We start from the raw sequence: 15540 nt of genomic DNA, 5'->3' as shown, positions 1-15540 counted from the left end.
CCCGCGCGAGACTCGAGGGTCAGCCCCTCGGTCGACCTCGGTAGGGCCCGTCGGTACGACGGCCGGAGCCGCCACCGGGACCGCCTCGGTAGTTGCCCGGACGACCGCTACCGCCACGGCTGGAGCCGCCACGACCGCCGCCGCGACCCGCCTCGCGCTTGGGGGTGAGGATGCGGTGCAGGTCCTGGTCGGAGATCGAGCGCTCCTGCGGAGTGCGGCCGCCGGTGGCCCGGATGACCTCGTCGCCCGGACGCGCACGCTGCAGCCCCGACTCCACGCCCGCCTGCTCCAGCAGCCGGGTGACGGCCTTGCGCTGATGCGGCAGGGCCAGGGTGACGACGGTGCCGGCCTCGCCTGCACGCGCCGTGCGTCCGGCACGGTGCAGGTAGTCCTTGTGGTCCGCCGGCGGGTCGACCTGCAGCACCACACCCACGTCGTCGACGTGGATACCGCGCGCGGCGACGTCCGTCGCGACGAGGACGGGGATGCGGCCGTCCTTGAAGGCGCTCAGCACCTTGTTGCGCTGGCCCTGGTTGAGGCCGCCGTGCAGTGCGGCCGCGAGGACGCCCTGCTCGCGCAGTTCGCTGGCGATGCGGTCCGCGCCGAGCTTGGTGCGGGAGAAGACCACGGTGCGGCCCTCGCGGTTCGCGACCTCGGCCGTGACCACCTTCTTGTCGCGCGGCTCGATGAGCAGCGCGTGATGCGCCATGTTGGTCACGCTCACCGTGCCGTCGTCGGTGGAGTGGGTGACCGGGTCGATCAGGTAACGGTCGACGACGGTGTCGATGCCACTGTCCAGCGTCGCGGAGAAGAGCAGGCGCTGACCGCCGGCGGGGACGTCGTCGAGGATCTTGGTGATGTCCTCCAGGAAGCCCATCTCGGCCATGTGGTCGGCCTCGTCCAGCACCGCGATCTCGACGCGCGACAGGTCGGCCGCACCGCGGTCGATGAGGTCCATCAGACGGCCGGGCGTGGCGATGAGCAGGTCCACGCCGCGGGCCAGGGCCTGCAGCTGCGGCTCGTACGGCATACCGCCGGCGACCAGCTTGTGGTGCAGACCGATGGCGTGCACCAGCGGCTGCAGCGCGTCGGCGACCTGCATGGCCAGCTCACGGGTCGGCACCAGCACGATCGCGCGGGGGCAGCCCGGGCGTGCCTTGCCGCCCTGCGCGAGCCGGGTGAGGGCGGGCAGGCCGAAGGCCAGCGTCTTACCGGACCCGGTGCGGCCGCGGCCGAGCACGTCGCGCCCGGCGAGTGCGTCCGGGATGGTCGCCTCCTGGATCGGGAACGGCGTGGTGATGCCGTCGCGGGCCAAGCGGCGTACGAGCGTCTCGGGCAGGCCGAGCGCCTCGAACCCGTTGGGGCCGTCGGGAGTGTGAACCGCCGCCTTCTCGGGCGCCGCCGGGGCGGTGTCGACGGGGGCGATCTGCTGGGTCACGGGTGAATCTGCCTTCGGCTCGAAGCGGTGATCGGTGCGGGGATAGGTGCGCTCATCGCTGCGCGGGCGGCTGGACCGGTGCTCGTCGCGGGGACCGCGGCCATAACTGGGACGGTCCTCGCGGTTGCCGTAGGAGCGACGCTCGCCACGGTCGTCGCGGTTGTAGCTGGGCCGGTCACTGCGATTGCTCGGCGTCCGGCGCTCGCCGCCGCGTTCGTCACGGTCGGCACGGTTGTAGCGGGGACGGTCATCGCGATTGCCGTAGGAACGCGGCTCGCTGCGGTCGCTGCGGTTGTAGGTCGGACGGTCATCGCGGTTGCCGTAGGGACGCGGCTCGCTGCGGTCGCTGCGGTTGTAGGTCGGACGGTCATCGCGATTGCCGTAGGAACGCGGCTCGCTGCGGTCGCTGCGGTCGCTGCGGTTGTAGGTCGGACGGTCGTCGCGGTTGTAGGAGGGCCGGTCACCGCGCTCGGCCCGGTTGCTCGGGGTGCGGCGCTCGCCGCGGTCGGCACGGTTGTAGCTGGGCCGGTCATCCCGGTTGCCGTACGAACGGGGCTCATTGCGGTCGCTGCGGTTGTCCCGGTTGTAGCTGGGCCGGTCCTCGCGGTTGCCGTAGGAGCGGCGCTCCCCACGGTCCGCACGGTCGTCGCGGTTGTACGACGGGCGCTGGTCACGGCTGCCGTACGAGCGCGGGCCACCTGCCGAGCCCTGCCGGCGGTCAGCGGATCGCGGTCCCTCGGCCGATCGGCTGGGCGCGCCGTCCGCGCGGCGGACGGGTGCGCGCTGCGCCTCGAGCTTCTGGGCTCGGCTCCAGCGCTGCTTCTTGGGACCGGACTGTTTGGGGGTGCTCATCTCTCGTGCCTCTCAGATATGGGCGCGCACAGACCACCGCTGAACATGTCGAAGTGACCGGACCGAATGAGCCCGTGTCGACAGGAGCGGGAGCGCATGGCGCCGTCGAAGATCTCGGCGCCCATACATGAAAGTCGGCCCGCTGCAGACTGCAGGAGTAGGTGGGCCGATCAAAAGAGAGAACGCAAGATCGCGTGAATACTCGACAACCGTAGCCGATCCCGCGGTCACCTTCGAATCCGAAACGTCTCGAACGGCTCGAACAGCCCACGAAGTGACCCATCTCACCGGCCAAGACCCGCGCACCGGTCCCCCATCGCCCTTGACGGCAGTTTGAGCAAGTGCTCAAATTGCCGAATGGACAGATTTGAGCGAGTGCTCAAGACGCCGCCACCGGCTCCCTACCCCGCGATGCGCACGATCTCGGCGCGGGCCGACGGCTCGTTGCGGTCACCCACGTCGTGGGTCTCGGATATCGCCGCGTACCTGCTGTGGGCGACCACCGCGGCCGCAGTGGCGACGTTCGGGGTCGTCACCGTGCTGACGGCGGGCATCGGCGTCATCTTCTTCCCAGCGGTCGCGGTCATCGCCGTGGGTGCAGTTCTCGCGTGTCGCGGTCGGCCGCATAGTTTCTGGGGCGTCCTGCTGTTCCCTGCATTCGCAGTCCCCGCGGCTGCGTTCGTACTCTGGCGCGGATCGCGGAACCGGGAGTGCAGCGTCGAGGCCAGCTGCGTGGTGGGCCACCGATGCACCCAGACGACGGTGTGCACCCACGATCCACCCCCACCGGGAAACGTCTCGGTCTACCTCGCCATCTGCATCGGCCTGGCCCTGGTGTCGATCGCTCTCTTCGTCATCGCCGGTCGTCGCAGCAAGCGGCGACAGCGGGCACGCCAGAGGGCGGCCGCCTGACGGATGCGGACGAGTCCTGGCCCCGGTGCCCTAGCGTGCGGTGCGATGAACGACACCAGGAACAAGCTGCTGGACGCCACCGACACCGTGCTGCGGGAGGACGGGATCGGTGCGGTGTCCGCGCGGGCCGTGGCCACCCGGGCGGGGGTCAATCAGGCCCTGGTCTTCTATCACTTCGGCACCGTCGCGGAGCTGGTCGACCTGGCCTGCCGCACCGCCCTGGACGCCCGGGTCGCCGCGTACGCCGACCGCTTCGACGCGATCGACGACATCGAGGCCTTCCTCGTGCTGGCGCGGGAGTTGAACGCCGAGGAACGCCGCGCCGGGAACGTCGCGATGATGGCCCAGTTGCTGGCGGCCGGCCAGCACGACGAGGCCATGGCAAGCACCGCCAGGTACTGCCTGGGTCAGTGGTCCGAGCAGGTCGAACGCGTCCTGCGCCGGGTGCTGACGGGTCACCCCGTCGCGGACCTGATCGACGTCGGCGGCCTGGCGCATGCCGTGACGTGCGGCTTCGTCGGAGTGGAGTTGATGCAGGGCGTCGCAGCGGACGGCGCGGACGCCGCGCTCGCCACCCTCGACCAGCTCGCCACGTTGCTGGACGTGTTCGACGACCTGGGCCCGGTGGCCCGTCGCGCGGTCGCCTCCCGGCTTCGGCGCAGCAGTCACCAGCGCAGGCGCTGACTGCGGACGGTCAGACCGTCGCCTCGTCCGGCTGGCTGACCGCCATCCGGTGGTCGCGGCCCCCGGCCGCGTCGACGACCGCCTTGGCGACCACCGAGGAGATCCCCGGGTGGAAGACGCTCGGGATGATGTAGGCCGCGTTCAACTCTTCGCGCTTGACCACGCCGGAGAGTGCGACCGCGGCGGCCAGCATGATGTCGAGGGTGATGTCGGTGGCCGCCGCATCCAGCAGCCCCCGGAACACACCGGGGAAGACCAGCACGTTGTTGATCTGGTTGGCGAAGTCGCTGCGCCCGGTCGCGACGACCGCCGCGTGCGCGGCCGCCTCGGTGGGATCGACCTCCGGCTTGGGGTTGGCCAGCGCGAAGACGATCGAGTCCGGCGCCATGGTGGCGATGTCGTCCCCGGTGAGCAGGTCGGGCGCGGACACCCCGATGAAGACGTCGGCGCCGCGTACGGCGCCCTTGAGGCTGCCGGTCACCCCGCGCGGGTTGGTGTGATCGGCCACCCACGCCAGGGTGGACGACGTGTCACCCGCGATGTCGGGGCGGTCGCGATGCACGACGCCGTCGATGTCGGCCAGCACCAGGTCGCGGGCGCCGGCGTGCAGCATCAGCCGGGTGATCGCCGTACCCGCGGCGCCGGCACCGCTCTGCACGATGCGCACGTCGGCCAGGTCCTTGCCGACCACGCGCAGCGCGTTGCGCAACGCGGCGAGCACCACGATCGCCGTGCCGTGCTGGTCGTCGTGGAAGACCGGGATGTCCAACTCCTCCCGCAGCCGGCGCTCGATGTCGAAGCACCGCGGCGCGGAGATGTCCTCCAGGTTGATCCCGGCGAAGACGGGTGCGATGGCCTTCACGGTCCGCACGATCTCGTCCTCGTCGGTGGTGTCCAGGCAGATCGGGAACGCGTCGATGTCGGCGAACCGCTTGAACAACGCCGCCTTGCCCTCCATCACCGGCATCGCGGCCAGGGGCCCGATGTTGCCCAGTCCGAGGACCGCGGTGCCGTCGGTGACCACGGCGACGGTGTTGCGCTTGATGGTGAGCCGGCGCGCGTCCTCGGGGTGCTCGAAAATCGCCATGCACACCCGCGCGACGCCCGGGGTGTAGATCATCGACAGGTCGTCGCGGTTGCGGATCGGCACCTTGGACTCGATCTTCAGCTTGCCGCCGAGGTGCGCGAGGAAGGTCCGGTCGCTGACCTTGCGGATGTCGACACCGTCGATCGAGCGCATGGCCTCGACCAGGTCGTCGGCGTGGTCGGCGTCCCGGGCCGCTGCGGTCACGTCTACCTGCATGCGCGCCGTGTCGGAGGAGCTGATGTCCAGTGCGGTCACCAGGCCGCCGGCCCGCTCGACCGCACCGGTCAGTTCGCTGACGGCGGTGGGACGTCCGGGCAGTTCCAGCCGGACAATGATGGAGTTCGAAACCGAAGGCATGGCAGGCATGCCACACATTCAAGTTCATCCCGGCCGTACCGGGCAGTCGGGGTGGTGGTGACTCAACAGTGCGACGTGCCGGGAGTGGAGGTGGCGGGAATCGAACCCGCGTCCGCTGAACGCGCTCCAGGGCTTCTCCGGGTGCAGTGCGCAAAGGATTTTCTCGGCCCCAGGGCTCGCGCGCACACGTTCCCTGACAGGCCCAGCCGAGTAAGAGTCCCGTGTCGCCCCTCGGCGTGACGACACAGCAAGTTCTCTAGCTGACGCCAGACTCTGAGTCGAGAACTACCTCAGGCTGACGGACTTCGAGGCTCGCTCAGGCGGCGAGGGCGAAGTCGGTGCGCTTGGAATTGGCACCTATTGGTTTTGCACAGATCGTTAACGAGATAACTGTGCATCCTCGACCCGCTTCCCCTGAAAGGTCGGTCAACGTCGAAACCGATCACCCCCAAGTTGCGGGCACGTCGCACTGTTGAGTTGTCGCCGGCCACGAGGGTCGACGTCGTCCATCGTAGGCGTCAACGCTCCCCCGGGCGAACACATTCCTTCGTCCACGCCCGAACACCGCTGCCGCCGAACGACACTCAGACGTACGACGGTCGCAACGGGTAGTCCGCGACGCCGTCGGCGCCGATCTTCTGGCCGAGCACCTGGTGCAGCTGGATGTTGTTGCGGGCGAAGCCCAGCGACGAGCCGGCGAGGTAGAGGCCCCAGATCTTGGCGATCGGCAGACCCGCGTCCTGCACGCACTCGTCCCAGTGCTCCTCCAGGCGGTGCGCCCAGGCGGCGCAGGTGCGCGCGTAGTGCTCGCGCAGATCCTCCAGGTGCCGGACCTCGAACCCTTCGTCCTGCATGGCGGAGGTGATCACGCCGACGCCGGTGAGCTCGCCGTCGGGGAAGACGTAACGGTTGATGAAACCGCCGCGGGTGAGCGCCGGCGTCTTCGTGTCCGGGCGCGTGATGCAGTGGTTCAGCAATCGGCCGCCCGGACGCAGCTTGGAGTAGAGGAAGCTGAAGTACGCCGGGTAGTTCTTGACCCCGATGTGCTCGGTCAGACCGATGGAGCTGACCGCGTCGAAGTCGGACTCGGTGACATCGCGGTAGTCCAGGTAACGCACCTCGGCCCGGTCGTCCAGGCCCATCTGCTTGATCTTCTGGTCGGCCCAGGTCGCCTGGTTGCGCGACAGGGTCACGCCGAGCGCCGTGACGCCGTAGTGCTCCACCGCGTGCCGCACCATGCCGCCCCAGCCGCAGCCGACGTCGAGCAGTCGCTGCCCGGGCTGCAGATCCAGCTTGCGGCAGACCAGGTCGTACTTGTTGGCCTGCGCCTCGTCCAGGGTCGCGTCGTCCGTCGGGTAGCAGGCGCACGTGTAGGTCATCGAGTCACCGAGCACCAGCTCGTAGAACTCGTTGCTGACGTCGTAGTGGTAGCGGATGGCGTCGGCGTCCCGCTTGCGGGAGTGGCGCAGCCCCTCCAGGCCGCGGCGCCACTGCGGCGGCTGCTCCTGGTCCGGCAGTGGCGGCACCTGGAAGTTCTTGATACCCAACGACTTCGCGATCTTCGGCAGCCGCGTCAGCTGCGGGCGCTTCACCTGGAAGTCGGTCATGAAGAGATTGAGGAAGTCGTAGGGGTTGCCCGGTGAGACACCGTGCAGCTCCAGGTCGCCCATCAGGTAGGCGCGCACCAGTCCGAGCTCACCCGGGGCGGTCACCATGTAGCGCAGCGCGCGCTCGTTGCGCAGCTCGATCGCGTACGGCGCCGCGGGGTTGCCACCGGACGACCCGTCGTACGCCGTCACCTTCAGCGGCAACTCGGTGCCGAACAGCTCGTCGAACACCTCACCAATCGTCATCGTCATCGACGCTTCACCGCCTTCGTGTAGAGGTCGGGCAGACGCCCGTCCGGGTCGTAGGCCTTCTTGACCAGTTCGTAGGTCGTGCCGCCGTACATCGCCCAGAACTCCTCGGGCTCGTAGTAGGCGTCGCTGTAGAGGGACTTGTGTCCGTCGAGCGCGTGCACCACGCGCTCGATCTCGCGGTTGACGTCGCCGTCCTGGGCGCCGTCGGCGATCGCCACCGTCGACCAGAAGCCGACGTTGACGTAGGTCTCGCCGGTCCGCATCGGGTAGAGCGGCCACGGCCTGCCCTCCCCGTGCGACGCGGTCGGCACTTCGCGAAGACGCATGGGGCACAACCAGATCGGCTCGATCGGCACCTCGCGCAGAAACCACTCGAGGAACTCCTGCGTGCGCCCCAGCGGCAGCTCGACGTCCTGCACGACGCGCTCGCGCGCGGGCTTGCCGCGGCGTGCGTCGATTCCGGCCATCACCCCGTGCCGGGTCTCGAAGCGGATGATCCGGGAGTAGACGTCGCTGCGCAGGTAGCGGCGCGGCACCAGGCGGCGTACCCGAGGGTTCTGCAGTCCGAGCGCGCGGTTGCACCAGAACCAGTCGGTGTCCCACCGCCAGATGTAGTCCAGCGTGCTCAGGTAGTCCTCGGTGCGCGACTGGATGGAGCGGTAGAAGATCTGCTGACCGGTGTAGTCCGAGGTGTAGGGCGCGTGCCCGGTGAAGGTGCCCAGCACCAGGTAGCTCTCCTCACCGGAGAAGACAACCCCGTCCACGAAGTCGACGCGCTCGCCGTCGTGTTCGCGGCTCTCGACCACCGATCCCATGACGTCGACGAGATCGCCCAAGAACTCGAAGCGCACGTGGCGCAGGTGCACGTAGGGCTCGATCGGGTCGAGCGCGATCTTCAGCCGGACGCTGTAGCCGAGCGACCCGTAGGAGTTGGGGAAGGCGTGGAAGAGGTCGGCGTGCTCGCCGTCCGCGGTCGCGGTGACGATCTCGCCGGCACCGGTCAGGATGTCCATCTCCAGCACCGACTCGTGCGGCAGTCCGTTGCGGAAGGAGCTCGACTCGATGCCGAGGCCGGTCACGGCGCCGCCGAGGGTGATGGTGCGCAGCTGCGGCACGACGTACGGCATGAATCCGTGGGGAATCGTTGCGGCACAAAGGGTCTCGTATGTCGCCATGCCCTGGACGTCGGCCGTCCGGGCCACCGGGTCGACCTCGATCACGCCGTCGAGTCGGGACACGTCCAGACCGGGTTGATGGGTGTCGTCGCGGGTGCGGAACAGGTTGGAGGTCTTCTTCGCCAGCCGCACCGGGCGGCCGGGCGGGATGCGACGTAGCTGCTCGACCAGTCCCGCGGCCGCCTCCGTGTGCCGTCGCCAGCCGATCGTTCCTGCCCCTACCGCTGCCACCGGGCTCGCCTCGACCTTCCATCGGTGCTGTGTGTCCTACGACGTCCGTCTCCGACCTGCCTCGTGCTGTCGCACTGCAGACCGGGCAATACCGCACATTAGCGACGTCCAGGCGCAGCCCCGTACAAGATCAGGGCCGGCCGAGCGCACTGTGAGCGCCCTCACAGGCCGCCCCGGTTGCACGTTGCGTGCGAAAGGTGCAGGATGAAACGAAACAGTACCGTTCCATCCGGTTGTCCTCGCAGCAGACCTCGGGGCCAACCTCACGTCCAGCGGAGGTATTCCCCATGAGCTCGACCGGCGCAGCCGTTGCTGCACCTGCCGCTGCTCGGCCCCGGGTCGAGGGCGACCGCGAACGCGAGATCCTCGCGGGTGCGATCACCGTGCTGCTGGAGAGCGGCTACGACCGGCTGACCTTCGACGCGGTGGCCGCACACGTGCGGGCCAGCAAGGCCACCTTGTACCGCCGCTGGAAGTCCAAGGCGGATCTGGTCGTGGCGGCGGTCGAGGCGCACGCGTGTCCGGACGGCGCGGACAGCCTTCCCGACGTACCGAACAGCGGATGCCTGAAGACCGACCTGGTCGCTATGTTCTGTCCCGCGCACGAGCTGCCCACCGAGCTGTCCCAGGTGATGGCCGCCGTCCTGCCGGCACTGCACCGGGACGCGGAGTTCACCCGGCTGTTCACCGAAAAGTTCATTGCCCCGCGGATGGAGGGTCTGCGTATCGTGCTCGAGCGCGCGCAACGTCGTGGCGAGGTTGGCGCGAATGCTGATCTGGACCTGCTGGCCGCGGTCCTCCCCGCCCTGAAATTCCACCACGTCGTGATGCTCGACGAGTGTCCGACGCCGGCTCGACTGCAACACATCATCGAGCAGGTCCTGCTTCCGGCATGCGCCGCCGGAACAGACCGCAGCACTCTCGGTACCGACGCCTAGCGTCGATCACGACGACGACAGAGAAACCGACGCGCCGCTCACTCAGTCCGAATCAGTTCGCCCCGAAGGAGTCCCCAATGTCCGTCACCACGCAGAAGTCGGTCGAGACGACCGAGCCACCACCAGGCACGCGTCATCTCGGCATCGCGCTGATCGTCATCGCGTTCGCCCAGCTGATGATCGTGCTCGATGCCACCATCGTGAACATCGCGCTTCCGCGCATCCAGCGTGACGCGTCCCAGCACCTCTCGCAGGCCGACCAGGTGCAGTGGGTCGTCACCGCGTACGCGCTCGCACTGGGCAGCCTGCTGCTGCTCGGAGGGCGCCTCGGTGACCTGTTCGGTCGCCGCAAGATGTTCGTCCTCGGCGTCGGGATCTTCTCCATCGCCTCACTGCTCGGTGGTCTCGCGCCCACCGGCACGCTCCTCATCTCCGCCCGGGTCCTGCAGGGCGTCGGCGCCGCGCTGGCCCAGCCGGCCGCCCTGGCACTGATCAACACGACGTTTCCGGTCGGCAAGCAGCGCAACCGTGCCATGGCGGTCTACGCCGCCATGTCCGGCATGGGTGCCGCCGTCGGCCTCATCCTCGGCGGATTCCTCACCCAGGCGCTCGGCTGGGAGTGGACCTTCTTCATCAACGTGCCCATCGGCCTGGCGGTCGCGATCGCCGCGCCTCGAGTCCTCGTGGAGTCCGAAGGACACGATGGACGCCTGGACATTCCGGGTGCCGTCACCGCCACCGCCGGTCTGTTCGGCATCGTCTACGGTCTGTCGCACGCAGGCGGTCACTCCTGGGGTGACGCGCTCTCGCTGGTGCCCCTCGGCCTCGGCCTCGCCCTGCTCGTCGTCTTCGTGATCGTGGAGAGCCGCGTGCAGCACCCTCTGCTGCCGCTGCGCATCGTCGCCGACCGCACCCGTGGGGTGAGCCTCTTCGCGATGCTCATCGTGGGCGCCGGGATGTTCGCGATGTTCTTCTTCCTCGGCCTGTTCCTGCAGCAGGTGCTGGGGTACTCCCCGATCAAGAGCGGTCTGGCGTTCCTGCCGTTCAGTGCCGGCATTGTGGTCGCCGCGGGCATCGCCACCAATGTGGTCGCCCGTATCGACCCGCGCTGGATCGCCGGTTTCGGCGGTCTGCTCGCCACGTTCGGCATGTGGGGCTTCACCCACCTGTCGGTCGACTCCGGCTACTGGAGCCACCTGTTCCCCTACATCGTGATCATGGCGCTCGGCATGGGCCTGGTCTTCATCCCGCTGACGCTGACGGCCACCGCCGGCGTCCGCGGTGACGACGCGGGAGCAGCGGCCTCCGCTTTGAACACCATGCAGCAGGTCGGTGGTGCCGTCGGCATCGCGGCGCTGACCACGGTCTTCACGCACGCCGCCACCGCGCACGGCAAGGTGCTCGGTGCTGCTGCCGAAGCCAAGGCCAAGGCGGCAGCCGCAGCCGGCCACACGCCGACGTCCGCCCAGGTGGCCGCCGGCAAGCACCAGATCGCGCTGCACGTCCAGGCGTACGCGTCCTCGCACGTGTACTGGGTGGCGGCCGGCATGATCCTGATCGGTGCGCTGAGCCTGTTCGCGTTCCTGACCGTCAGCCACGAGCACCTGCAGACCGACGGCAACGCCGCCGCTCACGTGGGCTGATCCAGCCGGTTCCCGACGAGGGCCGTCACACCGACCGGTGTGGCGGCCCTCTCGTCGTTCCCGTGACCGGGGTGCGAGACACGGGCCGACAGCGCTGACCCAGCTATTAGGGTGCTGCGCACGAGTACGACGTGTCTGCACCGCAGCCGGAAGAGGGAGTCCCCCGTGTTCCGCAAGGTCCTTGTCGCCAACCGAGGTGAGATCGCCGTCCGGGCCTTCCGCGCGGCCACCGAGCTCGGTGCTGCCACCGTCGCGGTCTTCCCCTATGAGGACCGCAAGAGCGAACACCGGATGAAGGCCGACGAGGCCTACCAGATCGGCGAGGTCGGCCATCCCGTCCGCGCGTACCTGGACCCCCAGGAGATCGTCCGGGTCGCTCTGGAGTGCGAGGCCGACGCGGTCTACCCCGGCTACGGCTTCCTGTCGGAGAATCCGGCCCTCGCCGAGGCGTGCGAGGCGGCCGGTGTCACCTTCGTGGGTCCCCCGCCGCAGGTGCTGCACCTGACCGGCAACAAGGCGCACGCGATCGCGGCCGCCAAGGCGGCCGGGCTGCCCACCCTGCGCAGTATCGAGCCCAGTGACGACCTGCAGACCTTGCTCGACGGCGCGGAGCAGATCGGCTATCCGGTGTTCGTCAAGGCCGTCGCCGGTGGTGGCGGTCGCGGTATGCGACGGGTGCAGCGGCAGCAGGAGCTGCGCGAGTCGCTCGAGGCGGCCATGCGGGAGGCGCAGGCGGCGTTCGGCGACGCCACCTGTTTCATCGAGGAGGCGGTGGTGGACCCGCGCCACATCGAGGTGCAGATCCTGGCCGACGGCAAGGGCACCGTGCTGCACCTGTACGAGCGGGACTGCTCGGTGCAGCGACGTCACCAGAAGGTCGTGGAGATCGCGCCCGCTCCCAATCTGCCCGAGGACCTGCGCGATCGCATGTGCGCGGACGCGGTCGCCTTCGCGCGCGAGATCGGCTATGTCAACGCCGGCACGGTGGAGTTCCTGCTCGACCCGTCGGGTCGCTATGTCTTCATCGAGATGAACCCGCGCATCCAGGTCGAACACACCGTCACCGAGGAGATCACCGACGTCGATCTGGTGTCCTCGCAGCTGCGCATCGCCGCGGGCGAGACGCTCGCCGACCTGGGGATCGCCCAGGAGGACATCCACGTGCGCGGCGCCGCGCTGCAGTGCCGGATCACCACCGAGGACCCCTCGAACGGCTTCCGGCCCGACACCGGCACCATCACGGTCTACCGCTCGGCCGGCGGTTCGGGCGTGCGGCTCGACGGCGGCACCATCTTCGTCGGTGCCGAGGTCAGCGCGCACTTCGACTCGATGCTGGTCAAGCTCACCTGCCGCGGCCGGGACTTCTCGACCGCCGTACGCCGAGCCCGGCGTGCGCTGGCCGAGTTCCGGGTGCGCGGGGTCAGCACCAACATCCCGTTCCTGCAGAGCGTCCTGGAGGAGCCGGACTTCCTGGCCGGGCGGGTCACCACCGCGTTCATCGAGGAGCGACCGCAACTTCTCAACGCGCGCGTCCCCGGCGACCGCGGCACCAAGCTGCTCACCTATCTGGCCCATCAGAGCGTCAACCGGCCGTACGGTTCCTCGACCATCGCGCACTCGGCGCGCAGCAAGCTGCCCGCCGTGGATCCGGACGGGCCGGTGCCCGCCGGGGCCCGCGATCTGCTGCTGCGGGAGGGACCTGAGGCGTTCGCCCGGTCACTGCGAGCACGGACCGCCGTGGGAGTCACGGAGACCACCTACCGGGACGCGCACCAGTCGCTGCTCGCCACCCGCGTGCGCACCCGCGATCTGCTGCACGTGGCGCCGTACACCGCCCGATTGACGCCCGAGCTGCTGTCGGTCGAGGCCTGGGGAGGCGCGACGTACGACGTCGCGCTGCGCTTCCTGTCCGAGGATCCCTGGGACCGGCTGGAGCGGCTGCGGGCCGCGATGCCGAACCTGCCGATCCAGATGCTGCTGCGGGGCCGCAACACGGTGGGCTACACGCCGTACCCGACGCGGGTGACCGACGCCTTCGTGGCCGAGGCCGCCCGTACCGGGGTGGACATCTTCCGCATCTTCGACGCCCTCAACGACATCGAGCAGATGCGACCGGCGATCGACGCGGTGCGCTCCTCGACGTCGGCGGTGGCGGAGGTCGCCCTCTGCTACACCGGCGACCTCTCCAACCCCGGCGAGAAGCTCTACACCCTCGACTACTACCTGCGGCTCGCCGAGCAGATCGTCGATGCCGGCGCGCACATCCTGGCGATCAAGGACATGGCCGGCCTGCTGCGGGCGCCGGCGGCCCGGACGCTCGTGTCGGCCCTGCGCGAACGGTTCGACCTGCCGGTGCACCTGCACACCCACGACACCGCGGGTGGGCAGCTCGCGACGCTGCTGTCCGCGATCGACGCCGGGGTCGACGCCGTCGACGCCGCGAGCGCGTCGATGGCGGGCACCACGAGCCAGCCGTCGCTGTCGGCGCTGGTCGCGGCCACCGACGGCACTCCCCGGGCCACCGGTCTGGACCTGCAGTCCGTCTGCGACCTGGAGCCGTACTGGGAGGCGGTCCGCGCGCTCTACAAGCCGTTCGAGTCCGGCCTCGCCTCCCCCACCGGGCGGGTCTATCACCACGAGATCCCCGGCGGCCAGCTGTCCAACCTGCGCCAGCAGGCGATCGCGCTCGGCCTCGGCCATCGCTTCGAGGCGATCGAGGACATGTACGCCGCCGCCAACGCCATGCTCGGCCACATCGTGAAGGTGACCCCGAGCTCCAAGGTCGTCGGAGATCTCGCGCTGTCGCTGGTCGGCGCGGGCATCGACCCGGCCGAGTTCGAGCAGGAGCCGGGGCGGTTCGACATCCCCGACTCGGTGATCGGCTTCCTCGCCGGCGACCTCGGAGACCCGCCGGGGGGCTGGCCCGAGCCGTTCCGCACCAAGGCGCTGCAGGGCCGCACCGTGACCCCGCCGCAGGCGACGTTGTCCGAGGAGGACGAACAGGCACTCGCCCGGATGCCGCGACCGACCCTCAACAGGCTGCTCTTCCCCGGGCCGACGAAGGACTTCGAGCGGTCCAAGGAGCAGTACTACGACCTGTCGCTCCTCGCGACCCGGGAGTTCCTCTACGGGCTGGAGCCGGACGCCGAGTACGAGCTCGACCTGGAGCCGGGCAAGCGGCTGCTGCTGTCCATCCAGTCGATCGGCGAACCGGACGAACGCGGCATGCGCACCGTGATGTGCCTGGTGAACGGTCAGTTGCGTCCGGTGCAGGTCAAGGACGAGAAGGCGAAGGTCGAGGTCACCCAGGCCGAGCGCGCGGACCCGGGCGACAAGACGCAGATCGCGGCGCCGTTCGCCGGGGTCGTCACCCTGTCGGTCGCCGAAGGCGACGCGATCACGGCCGGCTCCGCGGTCGGTTCGATCGAGGCCATGAAGATGGAGGCAGCGATCACCTCGCCGGTCGCCGGGACCGTGCGCCGGGTGGCGCTGAGCGGCCCCGGGCAGGTCGAGGGCGGCGACCTGCTGATCGTGGTCGATCTGGCATGAGCAGATCGCGCGCCGCGCTCGGAGGATGCCTGATGGGCGCTGCCGGGATCCTGCTCACCGCGTGCAGCGGGGGCGGTGGAGCGGCGTCGTACGACGGGCCGAGCAGCTGGCCGGTGCAGACGGCCACCGGGGTGTTCACGACCGGAGCCGTCGACCCCGGATCGAGCGCACGCGCGGCTGTCTCCGCGCCCTCGACCTGGAACCTGACGCGGTCCACGCCCGGCGATCCGAACGTCGATCCGTCGTCCTGGCCGGATGCCGCCACAGTCTTCACCGACAAACAGCTGGTCACCCTGTTCCCCGAGGCGGCCAAGGTCAAGACACCGTCCTGCACGAAGCTCACCCTGCCCGGCGGCGTCAAGACTCCTCGCAACAGCAGCTGCACATGGTCGGTGTCGTTGCCGGAGTCCGGTGGCACCGTGAGCACGGTGACCTTGTCCTTCCACGGGTTCGGCGCGGACGGCCCGATGACCGCGGCCTGGCTCGCGGAGGAACGCACGCAGATCACGGGCAGGATCACCGGCGACGTCTTCTTCACCCCCGGGACGTTCGGCGCGAAGGGCGCCTATTTCCTGTCCAACATGCACTCCTCGGTGCTGGTCTCGAACGGGAAGAACGCCGCGTGGATCGACCTGGACTTCTCCGGCTTCTACCAGGCGTTCGGCAACAACGCCGACAAGACCCTGGCGGGGCTGCGCACCCAGGTCTTCCCCGTGCTGGTCGAGGACCTGGTCGGACGCCTGCCGCGGACGAACGAGGGTGTGCCGCTCGTCGGCACGGCGACCGGAACCGCCTCCTGACCCCCTCGGCATCCT

General features: G+C 69.4%; 10 protein-coding genes and 1 other RNA gene. 6 read left to right on the top strand and 5 right to left on the bottom strand.

Annotated elements, in window-relative coordinates:
• Nucleotides 1–19 precede the first annotated feature (19 nt).
• The gene (locus tag HNR15_RS04935) at nt 20–2290 is read right to left on the bottom strand and encodes a DEAD/DEAH box helicase (RefSeq protein ID WP_179479617.1); all 2271 of its coding nucleotides are present in this window, start codon (nt 2288–2290) and stop codon (nt 20–22) included.
• Nucleotides 2291–2647: 357 nt separating this feature from the next.
• On the opposite strand from HNR15_RS04935, the gene HNR15_RS04930 reads away from it, so the two are divergent.
• Entirely contained in the window at nt 2648–3202 is a 555-nt protein-coding gene (locus tag HNR15_RS04930; RefSeq protein ID WP_179479615.1) for a hypothetical protein, read from the top strand.
• 45 nt (nt 3203–3247) lie between these two features.
• Nucleotides 3248–3886, top strand: a complete 639-nt coding sequence (locus tag HNR15_RS04925; protein WP_179479613.1) for a TetR/AcrR family transcriptional regulator — start codon at nt 3248–3250, stop codon at nt 3884–3886.
• Between the two features lie 10 nt (nt 3887–3896).
• Here HNR15_RS04925 and HNR15_RS04920 read toward each other — a convergent pair whose 3' ends face one another.
• The 4 genes from HNR15_RS04920 to HNR15_RS04905 all read right to left on the bottom strand — a co-directional run bounded on the left by HNR15_RS04920 (nt 3897) and on the right by HNR15_RS04905 (nt 8595).
• Complete coding sequence (locus HNR15_RS04920; protein ID WP_179479611.1) at nt 3897–5339, bottom strand: NAD-dependent malic enzyme; 1443 nt, start codon at nt 5337–5339, stop codon at nt 3897–3899.
• A 73-nt stretch (nt 5340–5412) separates the two neighbouring features.
• Nucleotides 5413–5780: a transfer-messenger RNA gene (ssrA, locus tag HNR15_RS04915) on the bottom strand.
• Nucleotides 5781–5914: 134 nt separating this feature from the next.
• The gene (locus HNR15_RS04910; RefSeq protein WP_179479610.1) at nt 5915–7189 is read right to left on the bottom strand and encodes an SAM-dependent methyltransferase; all 1275 of its coding nucleotides are present in this window, start codon (nt 7187–7189) and stop codon (nt 5915–5917) included.
• Nucleotides 7186–8595: an FAD-binding oxidoreductase gene (locus HNR15_RS04905; RefSeq protein WP_343048421.1), complete on the bottom strand. Its 1410-nt coding sequence runs from the start codon at nt 8593–8595 to the stop codon at nt 7186–7188. Before HNR15_RS04905 ends, HNR15_RS04910 begins: the two co-directional genes overlap by 4 nt.
• A gap of 287 nt (nt 8596–8882) precedes the next feature.
• On the opposite strand from HNR15_RS04905, the gene HNR15_RS04900 reads away from it, so the two are divergent.
• From HNR15_RS04900 to HNR15_RS04885, 4 genes are all read left to right on the top strand, one after another.
• Entirely contained in the window at nt 8883–9533 is a 651-nt protein-coding gene (locus HNR15_RS04900; protein ID WP_179479609.1) for a TetR/AcrR family transcriptional regulator, read from the top strand.
• Between the two features lie 77 nt (nt 9534–9610).
• On the top strand, nt 9611–11176 hold the full coding sequence (locus HNR15_RS04895) for an MFS transporter (protein ID WP_179479608.1): 1566 nt from the start codon (nt 9611–9613) through the stop codon (nt 11174–11176).
• Nucleotides 11177–11341: 165 nt separating this feature from the next.
• Nucleotides 11342–14725 carry a pyruvate carboxylase gene (locus tag HNR15_RS04890; protein ID WP_179479607.1) on the top strand — a complete coding sequence of 1128 codons (3384 nt, stop codon included), beginning with the start codon at nt 11342–11344 and terminating at the stop codon, nt 14723–14725.
• Nucleotides 14722–15525: a hypothetical protein gene (locus tag HNR15_RS04885; protein ID WP_179479606.1), complete on the top strand. Its 804-nt coding sequence runs from the start codon at nt 14722–14724 to the stop codon at nt 15523–15525. Before HNR15_RS04890 ends, HNR15_RS04885 begins: the two co-directional genes overlap by 4 nt.
• The last annotated feature ends 15 nt before the right edge of the window (nt 15526–15540 follow it).

This window comes from Allobranchiibius huperziae (genome assembly GCF_013410455.1).
GTDB lineage: Bacteria > Actinomycetota > Actinomycetes > Actinomycetales > Dermatophilaceae > Allobranchiibius > Allobranchiibius huperziae.
This window is presented reverse-complemented; position numbering and strand designations above follow the sequence as displayed.

Excerpts from the sequence above, each read along its gene's own strand:
- HNR15_RS04930 (WP_179479615.1), top strand. The coding sequence starts at position 2,648 with ATGGACAGATTTGAGCGAGTGCTCAAGACGCCGCCACCGGCTCCCTAC.
- HNR15_RS04935 (WP_179479617.1), bottom strand. The coding sequence starts at position 2,290 with ATGAGCACCCCCAAACAGTCCGGTCCCAAGAAGCAGCGCTGGAGCCGA.
- HNR15_RS04925 (WP_179479613.1), top strand. The coding sequence starts at position 3,248 with ATGAACGACACCAGGAACAAGCTGCTGGACGCCACCGACACCGTGCTG.
- HNR15_RS04920 (WP_179479611.1), bottom strand. The coding sequence starts at position 5,339 with ATGCCTGCCATGCCTTCGGTTTCGAACTCCATCATTGTCCGGCTGGAA.
- HNR15_RS04895 (WP_179479608.1), top strand. The coding sequence starts at position 9,611 with ATGTCCGTCACCACGCAGAAGTCGGTCGAGACGACCGAGCCACCACCA.
- HNR15_RS04910 (WP_179479610.1), bottom strand. The coding sequence starts at position 7,189 with ATGACGATGACGATTGGTGAGGTGTTCGACGAGCTGTTCGGCACCGAG.
- HNR15_RS04885 (WP_179479606.1), top strand. The coding sequence starts at position 14,722 with ATGAGCAGATCGCGCGCCGCGCTCGGAGGATGCCTGATGGGCGCTGCC.
- HNR15_RS04900 (WP_179479609.1), top strand. The coding sequence starts at position 8,883 with ATGAGCTCGACCGGCGCAGCCGTTGCTGCACCTGCCGCTGCTCGGCCC.